The sequence below is a fragment of the Streptomyces boetiae genome (genome assembly GCF_031845405.1).
Lineage (GTDB): Bacteria > Actinomycetota > Actinomycetes > Streptomycetales > Streptomycetaceae > Streptomyces > Streptomyces boetiae.
Window position 1 is genome coordinate 23,604 of sequence record NZ_JAVREN010000057.1, and the last position, 9,307, is coordinate 32,910.

General features: G+C 78.5%; 10 protein-coding genes and 1 pseudogene. 7 read left to right on the top strand and 4 right to left on the bottom strand.

The annotated features are described in order from the left end of the window. Positions 1–4 precede the first annotated feature (4 nt). Positions 5–1,960, bottom strand: coding sequence for a serine/threonine-protein kinase (locus RM780_RS24865; protein ID WP_311633130.1), 1,956 nt, complete (start codon positions 1,958–1,960; stop codon positions 5–7). Between the two features lie 185 nt (positions 1,961–2,145). Here RM780_RS24865 and RM780_RS24870 point away from each other — a divergent pair, with 185 nt between their 5' ends. The 7 genes and pseudogenes from RM780_RS24870 to RM780_RS24900 all read left to right on the top strand — a co-directional run bounded on the left by RM780_RS24870 (position 2,146) and on the right by RM780_RS24900 (position 7,221). Continuing rightward, entirely contained in the window at positions 2,146–2,448 is a 303-nt protein-coding gene (locus RM780_RS24870; protein ID WP_311633131.1) for a hypothetical protein, read from the top strand. A gap of 227 nt (positions 2,449–2,675) precedes the next feature. Then, positions 2,676–3,569, top strand: a complete 894-nt coding sequence (locus tag RM780_RS24875; protein WP_311633132.1) for a hypothetical protein — start codon at positions 2,676–2,678, stop codon at positions 3,567–3,569. A gap of 13 nt (positions 3,570–3,582) precedes the next feature. Then, the gene (gene ku, locus RM780_RS24880) at positions 3,583–4,698 is read left to right on the top strand and encodes a non-homologous end joining protein Ku (protein ID WP_311633133.1); all 1,116 of its coding nucleotides are present in this window, start codon (positions 3,583–3,585) and stop codon (positions 4,696–4,698) included. Between the two features lie 89 nt (positions 4,699–4,787). Next, positions 4,788–5,183, top strand: a complete 396-nt coding sequence (locus tag RM780_RS24885) for a DUF427 domain-containing protein (protein ID WP_311633134.1) — start codon at positions 4,788–4,790, stop codon at positions 5,181–5,183. After that, on the top strand, positions 5,180–6,172 hold the full coding sequence (gene dhaK / locus RM780_RS24890) for a dihydroxyacetone kinase subunit DhaK (RefSeq protein WP_311633135.1): 993 nt from the start codon (positions 5,180–5,182) through the stop codon (positions 6,170–6,172). Before RM780_RS24885 ends, dhaK begins: the two co-directional genes overlap by 4 nt. After that, positions 6,169–6,780 (top strand): annotated as a pseudogene (dhaL, locus tag RM780_RS24895) (dihydroxyacetone kinase subunit DhaL); the annotation flags it as partial. The gene dhaK and the pseudogene dhaL, both read left to right, overlap by 4 nt. Positions 6,781–6,801: 21 nt before the next feature. Next, positions 6,802–7,221, top strand: a complete 420-nt coding sequence (locus tag RM780_RS24900) for a PTS-dependent dihydroxyacetone kinase phosphotransferase subunit DhaM (RefSeq protein WP_311633140.1) — start codon at positions 6,802–6,804, stop codon at positions 7,219–7,221. A 7-nt stretch (positions 7,222–7,228) separates the two neighbouring features. Here the strand turns inward: RM780_RS24900 and RM780_RS24905 are convergent, their stop codons facing one another. The 3 genes from RM780_RS24905 to RM780_RS24915 all read right to left on the bottom strand — a co-directional run. Beyond that, complete coding sequence (locus tag RM780_RS24905; RefSeq protein WP_311633136.1) at positions 7,229–7,741, bottom strand: NUDIX hydrolase; 513 nt, start codon at positions 7,739–7,741, stop codon at positions 7,229–7,231. Between the two features lie 10 nt (positions 7,742–7,751). Then, the gene (locus RM780_RS24910; RefSeq protein ID WP_311633137.1) at positions 7,752–8,534 is read right to left on the bottom strand and encodes a glutamate racemase; all 783 of its coding nucleotides are present in this window, start codon (positions 8,532–8,534) and stop codon (positions 7,752–7,754) included. Next, on the bottom strand, positions 8,531–9,307 hold a 777-nt coding region (locus RM780_RS24915; RefSeq protein WP_449657205.1), incomplete at its 5' end, for a TerD family protein. The genes RM780_RS24915 and RM780_RS24910, both read right to left, overlap by 4 nt.

Consider the following 9,307-nt stretch of genomic DNA (forward strand, 5'->3'; position numbering starts at 1 on the left):
GCGTTCACCCCTCGGGCGCCGTGCCGTCGCGCAGCTCGGCCACCTGCCGGTACAGCTCGACGGCCTCCCCGGCACGGCCCAGCTGCTCCAGGCAGTGGGCCTCGTCGTTGCGGCTGGCCAGGGCGTCCGGGTGGCCGGGGCCCAGGACCCGCTCGCGGGCGGTGCGCACCTCGCGGTACTCGGCCAGGGCCTCCTCCCAGCGTTCGAGCCAGCCGAGGGCGACGGCGATCTCGCGGCGGCTGACCAGGGTGTCGGGGTGCCCCGGGCTGAGCACGCGGGCGCGCAGTGCGTACACCTCGCGGGCCTCGGACAGGGCCTCCTCCCAGCGGCCCAGGCGCCCCAGGGTGATGCCGCGGGCGTGCCGGGCGCGCAGGGTCTCGGGGTGGGCGGGGCCCTCGGCGCGGGTCCAGGCGACGACGAGCGTGCCGTACAGGTCCAGGGCCTCCTCGCGCAGCCCGAGGCGGCCCAGGGCGATGCCGGTCTGGTAGCGCGTGCCGAGGGTGTCGGGGTGGGCGGGGCCCAGGACGCGCTCGCGGGCGGCGGCCACGCGCCCGAAGAGGTCCAGGGCCTCCTCCCAGCGGCCCAGGCGCCCCAGGGCGTAGGCGGTCTCGTGGCGGCTGAGGAGGGTGTCGGGGTGCTCCTCGCCGAGGGCGCGGGCGCGCGTGGAGGCGAGCGCGGCGTGGACCTCGTGGGCCTCGGCCCATCGCCCCAGGCGGCCCAGGCTCTCGCCGGCGCGGTGCCGGCTGGCCAGGACGGCGAGGAACTCCGGGGCGGGGCCCGCGCCTTCGGCCGGGAGCTGGGCCAGCGCGGTGTGGCCCTGGGCGGCTGGGTCGGGGCGGCCGGGCAGGCCCGTCCACTGGCCGGTCAGCCCCGCGGAGCGGTCGGGGGGCGGCGGGCGCAGCGGCCAGGAGCCGCTGGCGCGGGATCCGGCGCGCATGCCGCGGGTCCAGTCGGGCAGCCGCTCGGGCGGGCGGGGCACGGGAACCCGGGGCAGCCCCGCGGCGGTGCCCCGGCGCGGCGGGCGGGGGCCGCCGGGGAGCCCGGAGCCGTCCGTGCCGTGGGGGCCGGGCGCGGGGTAGGGGCCGGCCGGGGCGAGCGGGGCCGGCGGGGCGGCGGTGAGGGCGGCCAGGCGGCGGGCGTGGCCGACGGCGTCCTCGGGGCGGTCGTCGGGGTGCTTGGCGAGCAGCGCGAGGATGAACTCCTCCAGCTCCGGCGGCAGGTCGGGGCGGTGGGCGCGCGGGGGCTCGGGCGGGGTGTCCCGGTGCCCGATGAGGATGGCCCAGGGGTCCCCGAGGTCGAACGGCGGGGCGCCGGTGGCGATCTCGTAGAGGACGCAGCCGAAGGAGTAGAGGTCGCTGCGGTGGTCCAGGGGCGTTCCGGCGATCTGCTCGGGGGACATGTAGTGCGGGGTGCCCATGGCCATGCCGGCGCCGGTCAGCTTGGCGCTGAGCCCGATGTCCTCCGCCAGCCGGGCGATGCCGAAGTCGCAGATCTTGACCGTGCCGTCGGCCAGGCGCATCACGTTGGCGGGCTTGAGGTCGCGGTGGATGATGCCCTGGCGGTGGGTGTAGGCGAGTGCGGCGGCCACCTGCTCGGCGATGTCCACGACCTCGGCGGCCGGCAGCGGCTCGGAGCCGCGGGCGGTCAGGAGCTGGCTGAGGTTGTGCCCGTCCAGCAGCTCCATGACCAGGAAGAGGACGCCCTCGGACTCGCCGAAGTCGTGCACGACGGTGACCCCGCGGTGCTGGAGCCCTGCGGCGACCCTGGCCTCGCGGCGGAAGCGCTCGCGCAGGGCGCGCAGGAAGGGCTCCTCCTGCCGGGAGCCCAGCGGGTTGAGGCACTTGACGGCCACCGGCCGGCCCAGCGACTCGTCCCGCGCCCGCCAGACCTCCCCCATGCCGCCGCGCCCGATGAGTTCGAGCAGCTGGTAACGACTCTGGATCAGCGCGCCGTCCGCCATCGTCCGCGTCCCGCCCCCCGTCGGCCAAGCCCGGTGTCCCCGCCCCCTCGCGGTCACCAGTATGACCGTCAGGCGGGGACGTTCCCATGCCAATTGGCGGAAATTGTAGGCGCGCGGGTGCGCGGGGTCACGCTCCGTCGGTGCGCCGGGCAGCCATTCGATTCGAACGAACGTACTATTGAGGGGTGGACACCAGCCGCTTTCCCCAGGACCTGATCGCCGCCCAGCACGCGTGGTACGACCTCGACGAGCGGCTGGCCCGCCTGCCCGCCCGCCCCGCCGGGGACCCCGGCGGGGCCGTGGACGACGGGGAGCGGGAGCGCAGGCTGCACGCCAGGCTCCAGGAGTTGTCGCTGTACATCGCGGGGCACCCGTTCTGGGAGACGCTGCCCGGCGGCGTGGTGGCCGCGCGGATCGAGCTGAAGCGGAGGGTCCGCGCCGAGCGCGCGGCCCGCGCCGGCGCGCGGGGCCGGCCCCGGGCGGCCTGAGCGGCACGGCCCGGGCCCCCGGCCGGGCCCGCCCCTCGGGTCTTCCGCGCCCCGGGGCCTTCTGCCCGCGCGGCCCGCCCGGGGCGTTTCCCCTCCCCAGCCCCGGCCGTTTCCCCCGTGCCCGCGGCCGGGCGTTCACCCGGACGGGCCCGCACGGCCCGCACGGGCGCCGGGGCCGGGCGAGGATCGACTCGTCCGCGTCCGGCGACCGGGGGAAGGGGTGCGCAGTGGACCTGGAGTCCATCGCCGACGAGCTGTACGGGCTGCGCCCCGGTGAGTTCACCGCCGCGCGGAACCGGCGCGCCCGGGAGGCGCGCGAGGCCGGGGACCGCCCGCTGGCCGACCGGGTCGGCGGCCTGCGCCGCCCCACCCTGGCCGCCTGGGCGAGCAACCTGCTGGTCCGCGGCCTGCCCGAGGAGGCCGGCCGGCTCGCCGAGCTGGGCGACGGGCTGCGCGAGGCCCAGGAGAGGCTGGACGGCGACCGGCTGCGGGAGCTGGCCTCCCGCCAGGGACAGGTGATCGGCGCGCTCTCCGCCCAGGCCGGGCGGCTGGCGGCCGAGGCGGGCCGCCCGATCGGCGAGGAGGCCCGGCGCGAGGTGGAGCAGACGCTGCGCGCGGTCCTGGCCGACCCGGACGCCGCCCGGGCCTGGGCCACCGGCCGGCTGGTGCGCCCGCTGCCGCCGCCGGGGGACCTGGGCGGGGACCTGTCCGGGGCGACCGCGGACGCCGGTCCCGGCGCCCGGCCGCGCGAGGCGGCGCGGCGCCGCGAGGACCGCGGGGACCGCCGCCGGGCGCGCCTGGACCGGGCCCGGCGCGCCGCCGGCGAGGCCGGGGCCGAGCTGGAGGAACGCACGCGGCGGCTGTCCGAGCGGGAGGCGGAGGCCGGGGAGGCCGGGCGCCGGCAGGACGGGGCCCGCGAGGAGGCCGGGCGGCTGGCCGGGGAGCTGCGGCGCGCCGAGGCCGCCGAGCGCGAGGCCGGGGCCGGCCGCCGGGAGGCGGAGGACCGGGCCAGGCGGGCGGACCGGGCGGTGCGCGAGGCGCGCCGCCGCGCCCGGGACACGCAGGCCCGGGCCCGGCGGCTCGGGGACGAGGACGCGCGCCGGGGCGCGGCGGCGGAGTGACGGGAGGCCCGGGATGGCGCGACCGATCTGGAGCGGGGTGCTGACCTTCGGCCTCGTGACGGTCCCGGTGGGGCTGTACACCGCGACCGAGGACCACACGGTGCACTTCCGGCAGGTGCAGCGGGGCACCGCCGACCGGGTGCGCTACCGGCGGGTCAACGAGCGCACCGGCGAGGAGGTCGCCTCCGCCGACATCGTCAAGGGCTACGACCTGGGCGGCGGGGACTACGTGGTGGTCGAGCCGGAGGAGCTGGACCGGATCGCCCCGGGCACCTCCCGCGTGATCGACGTGCGCGGCTTCGTGGACCTGGCGGACGTGGAGCCGGTGTACTTCGCCCGCACGTACTACCTGGCGCCGCGCGGCGAGGAGTACGGCGAGGTGTACGAGCTGCTGCGGCAGGCGCTGGCCGAGGCGGACAAGGCGGGCGTGGCCACCTTCGTGATGCGCAACAAGGAGTACCTGACGGCTGTGCGCGCCCAGTCCGAGGTGCTGGTCCTGCACACCCTGCACTGGGCGGACGAGGTGCGCGACCCCCGGCAGGAGCTGGCGCCGCTGCCGGAGCGCACCGGCGCCGGGGAGCGGGAGCTGAGCACCGCCCGGCAGCTCATCGACGCGCTGAGCGTGGACTGGCGCCCCGAGGCCTTCCACGACACCTACGAGGAGCGCGTGCGGGAGCTGGTGGACGCCAAGCGCCGGGGCGAGGAGGTCGTCTCGGAGGCCGGCCCGCCCGAGGCGACCAACGTCGTGGACCTGATGGACGCCCTCCGCCGCAGCGTGGGCCGGGCCCAGGCCCCGGGCGGCGAGGGGGCGCAGGAGCGGCGGGCCGGACGGACGCGGGGACGGAAGGACGGGAAGGACCGGCGCGGGAAGGACCGGCGCGGGAAGGACCGGCGCGGGAAGGGCACGAAGGGCCGGAAGGGCGCGAACGGCGGAAGAGACGAGCGGCGCGCCGCCCCGAAGGGCGCCCGCGAGCCCGCCCCCGAGGAGGACCTGTCCGCCCTGAGCCGGGACGAGCTCTACCGCCGCGCGGGCGAGGCGGGCGTCCCCGGCCGTTCCCGGATGAACCGCGCCCAGCTCGCCGAGGCCCTCGCCGGCGCGGCCGGGACCGGGGGCCGCCGCGCCTCCTGAACGGCCGCCGCCCGCGCGCCCGGTGCGGCGCGGGCCCGGGAGGCGCAGAATGTCCGGGTGACCGGCCGCCAGACGGGAGAGGAACGCCCATGACCCGCGAGACGCGCATCCCCGGACCCGACCACCCCATCACCACGGAGCCCGCCCGCGCGCGGGTCACCGTCCGCGCCCACGGCCGCGTCCTGGCGGAGACCACCGACGCCCTGGTGCTGCGCGAGGCCCACTACCCGCCCGTCCACTACCTCCCGCCCGGGGCCATGGACCCCGCCCTCCTGCGGCGCACGGAGACCCGCACCTACTGCCCCTACAAGGGCGAGGCGGGCCACTGGGCCGTGCTGACCCCCGACGGCGAGATCGCCGACGCCGCCTGGAGCTACGACGCCCCCTGTCCGGCGGTCGCGGAGATCGCCGGACGCCTGGCGTTCTACCCCTCGCGCGTGGAGATCACGGTCGAGGAGACCGCGGCCGAGGGGGCTCAGGCGTGAGGATGCTGATCAACGTCCCGGAGCGGGTGGTCGCGGACGCCCTGCGCGGGATGGCCGGGGCCCACCCCGAGCTGGTGGTCGACGTCGAGCGCCGGGTGATCGTGCGGCGGGACGCCCCCGTGGCGGGCAAGGTGGCCCTGGTCTCCGGCGGCGGCAGCGGCCACGAGCCGCTGCACGGCGGCTTCGTCGGCCCCGGCATGCTGGACGCCGCCTGCCCCGGCGAGGTCTTCACCTCCCCCGTTCCGGACCAGATGGTGCGCGCCGCGGCGGCCGTGGACAGCGGCGCGGGCGTGCTCTTCGTGGTCAAGAACTACACGGGGGACGTCCTGAATTTCGAGATGGCCTCCGAGCTGGCCGAGGAGGAGGGCGTGAGGGTCGCGCGGGTGCTGGTGGCCGACGACGTGGCCGTCACCGACAGCACCTACACGGCCGGGCGGCGCGGCACCGGCGGCACGCTGTTCGTGGAGAAGCTGGCAGGGGCCGTGGCCGAGGCGGGCGCGCCGCTGGAGCGGGTGGCGGAGGTCGCGCGGCGGGCGGCGGAGCGCTCGCGCAGCTTCGGCGTCGCGCTCGGGGCGCCCTCCACGCCCGCCAAGGGCGGGCCGACGTTCGACCTCCCGGCCGGGCAGCTGGAGCTGGGCATCGGCATCCACGGCGAGCCGGGCCGCGAGCGGCGCGGCAGCATGACCTCGGGCGAGATCGCGGACTACGCGGTGGAGGCGCTGGTGGAGGACCTGCGCCCGGCCGCGCCCGTGCTGCTCCTGGTCAACGGCATGGGCGCGACGCCGCTGCTGGAGCTGTACGGGTTCAGCGCGGAGGTGCAACGGGCCCTGCGGGAGCGGCGGGTGGCCGTGGCCCGCACCCTCGTCGGCAACTACGTCACCTCGCTGGACATGGCCGGGTGCTCGGTGACGCTGTGCGAGGCGGACGAGGAGACGCTGCGGCTGTGGGATGCCCCGGTGAGCACCGCGGCGCTGCGGTGGGGCCGTTGAACGCCGGGGCGGGCGGCGGCGTGGACGCGGTGCTCGTGCGGCGCTGGCTGGCGGAGGCCGCGGCGTCCGTGGACCGGGAGGCCGGGCGGCTGACGGAGCTGGACTCCGCGATCGGCGACGCGGACCACGGCAGCAACCTCCGCCGCGGCCTGGCCGCCGTCGCCGCGGCCCTGGAGGGCGAGCCGCCGCCCTCCCCCGGCGCGGCGCTGCGGGCGGCCGGGCGGACGCTGATCTCCACGGTCGGCGGCGCCTCGGGCCCGCTGTACGGAACGCTGCTGCGGGCCGCCGGGAAGGAGCTGGGGGACGCGCCCGAGGCGGGGGGCGAGGACCTGCGGCGGGCGCTGGGCGCGGGCGTGGACGCGGTGTGCGCGCTGGGCGGGGCGGCGCCGGGGGACAAGACGATGGTGGACGCGCTGCGGCCGGCCGTTGAGGCGCTGCCCGACCTGGCGGCGGCGGCCCGCGCCGCCGAGGCGGGCGCCCGGGCCACGGTCCCGCTGCGCGCCCGCAAGGGCCGCGCCAGCTACCTGGGCGCGCGCAGCGAGGGCCACATGGACCCGGGCGCGGCCTCCACGGCCCTGCTGTTCGCCGCGCTGGCCCGGGCGGGCGGGGCCGAGGAGGGGCGGGCGGCGATGGCTGAGGCGACGGGCGCGGGTCCGGTCGGGATCGTGCTGGTCTCGCACAGCCGGGAGGTCGCGGAGGCGGTGGCGCGGCTGGCGGCCGGGCTGGCCGGCGGCGGCGACCACGCCCCGGTGGCGGCGGCGGGCGGCACCGCGGACGGCGGGCTCGGCACCAGCGCCGAGCTGATCGCCGCCGCCGCGCGGCAGGCCGACCGGGGCGCGGGGGTCGCGGTCCTGGCCGACCTGGGCAGCGCGGTGCTGACGGTGCGGGCGCTGCTGGAGGACGGCGGACTGCCGCCCGGGACGCGGCTGGTGGACGCGCCGTTCCTGGAGGGAGCGGTGGCCGCGCTGGTGCTGGCCTCCGCCGGGGCGGACCTGGAGGCCGTCGCGGCGGCGGCGGGCGAGGCGTACACCGTCCGCAAGCTGCCCTGACGGGGCCCTAGGGCCGGGACGCTCCCGCGCGGCTGTCGTGGCCGGTGGTGCCGGGCGGGGCGAACCAGGTGGGCCGGTCGGCGGTGGCCAGGGCGATCCGCGTCAGGGCGAACTCCCGCAGCGGGGGCAGCGCGTCGGGCGCGAACCAGCCGACGTCCAGGGATTCGTCGTCGTTGACGCGGGCCTCGCCGCCGACCGCCCGGCAGCGCAGGCAGATGTCGAGGTACTGGCAGTTGTCGCCGTTGGGGTAGCGCACGGGCTCCAGCGTCTGCACCAGCAGGACGCGTTCGGGGACGCAGTGCACCGCCGTCTCCTCGAACACCTCGCGGACGGCCGTGTCGGCCGGCTGCTCGCCGGGCTCGGGGATGCCGCCGATCAGCGACCAGCGGCCGTCGTCGGCTCTGCGGCCGAGGAGCACCCGGCCGCCGTCGTCCAGGACGACGGCGGAGACGCCGGGGAGGAAGAGCAGGTCGTGGCCGATGGCACCGCGCAGCTCGCGGATGAACCCGGGAGTAGCCATATGGGAAAGCCTACGCGGCCACGGCGGCCAGCAGCCGCCCCTCCTCGTAGGCAAGGGCGGCCGGGGGCAGCGCGGCGGGCCGCCCGCTCGCCAGGACGGTCAGGGCGCCGGTGCCCGGGGCGCCGGGGCGGGGGGTGAGCCCGGTGCGGCGCAGGGCCTGGGCGGCGACCGCCTCGGCGGTCCCGAGCAGGGTGACGGGGCGGCCGGTGCGGGCGGTCAGCCGCTCGCGGATGCGGCCGGCGACCAGCTCGTAGTGGGTGCAGCCGAGGACGACCGTGGCGGCCTCCGGCGGGGTGAGGCCGGCGGCGGCGCCCACGGCCGCCTCCAGGGCCTCCTCGTCGGCGCGCTCCACGGCCTCGGCCAGCCCGTGGCAGGGAACGGCCGTGGCGCGCTCGGCGTCCGCGAACTCGCCGATCAGCCGCCGCTGGTAGGGGCTGCCGGTGGTGGCGGGGGTGGCCCAGACGGCGAAGGGGCCGCCGGCGGAGGCGGCGGGCTTGACGGCCGGGACGGTGCCGACGACCGGAACGCCCGGCTCCAGCTCGGCGCGCAGGGCGGGCAGGGCGTACACGGAGGCGGTGTTGCAGGCGACGACCAGGGCGTCGGGGCGGCCGGTTCCCGTCGCCGCGCGGGCGCAGCCCAGCGCCCGCGCGGTGATGCCCTCGGGCGTGCGCGGCCCCCAGGGCATGCCCTCGGGGTCGGTGGACAGAACCAGCGAGGCGTCGGGCCGCAGCCGTCGCAGCGCCGCGGCGGCCGGCAGCAGGCCGAGGCCGGAGTCGAGCAGGGCGATCCTCATTTGCGGCCCGGGCTCCACTGCATGCCGAAGCCGTAGGCGTAGTCGACGGTGCGCTGCGGGCTGACGCCGCGCTCGGGCACCAGGTACCGGGCCTCGCGCTGGACGACGAGGTCGCCGTTGTGGTTGGTGATCAGGGCCAGGGCGCAGACGGTGGAGGGCACGGTGCACTCGTCGAGGTGGAACTCGATGGGTGCGCCCTGCTCGGGGGTGAGGGTGACCGTGGCGGCGATGCCCTGGAAGCTGGCGGCGCCGGAGTAGATCGTCACGAAGATCACGACGCGCCGCAGCTCGCGGGCGTGGTCCAGGTTGATCGTCATGTTCTCGCCCTGGGCCAGCGCGCCGGTGCGGTCGTCGCCGTCGAGGTGGATGTAGGGCGGCTGGTTCAGGGAGCCGAAGGCGTTGCCGAGGGCCTGGACGGCGCCCTTGCGGCCGTCGCTCAGCTCGAAGAGGGCGCCGAGGTCGAGGTCGAGCCCGCCGCTGAGGGCCTTGGTCAGCCGCTCGCGCCAGCCGCTCCCCCCGCCCTGCTTCTGGGGCTGGGCGTCGCGCTGCTGCCAGTTCAGGTTGATGTGGATGCGGCCGGAGGTGGCGCCCTGCTTGGACAGGGAGACGGAGGGCGCCTCCTTGGTGAGCGTGAGCTTGCTCAGCCGCACCGGGGCCGCGGCGGGCGGGGGCGCCGCCGGGGCGGGGGCCGCGGGCGCGGGCGGCGGCGGGGCGGCGGGGGCGGGCGCCGGGGCCGGCGGGGGCGCCTGCACCCGGGCCGCGGCGGGCGGCGG

Coding starts and splice junctions, on each gene's coding strand:
- RM780_RS24910 (WP_311633137.1), bottom strand. CDS start 8,534: ATGAGGATCGCCCTGCTCGACTCCGGCCTCGGCCTGCTGCCGGCCGCC.
- ku (WP_311633133.1), top strand. CDS start 3,583: ATGGCGCGACCGATCTGGAGCGGGGTGCTGACCTTCGGCCTCGTGACG.
- RM780_RS24905 (WP_311633136.1), bottom strand. CDS start 7,741: ATGGCTACTCCCGGGTTCATCCGCGAGCTGCGCGGTGCCATCGGCCAC.
- RM780_RS24885 (WP_311633134.1), top strand. CDS start 4,788: ATGACCCGCGAGACGCGCATCCCCGGACCCGACCACCCCATCACCACG.
- RM780_RS24900 (WP_311633140.1), top strand. CDS start 6,802: ATGGCTGAGGCGACGGGCGCGGGTCCGGTCGGGATCGTGCTGGTCTCG.
- RM780_RS24865 (WP_311633130.1), bottom strand. CDS start 1,960: ATGGCGGACGGCGCGCTGATCCAGAGTCGTTACCAGCTGCTCGAACTC.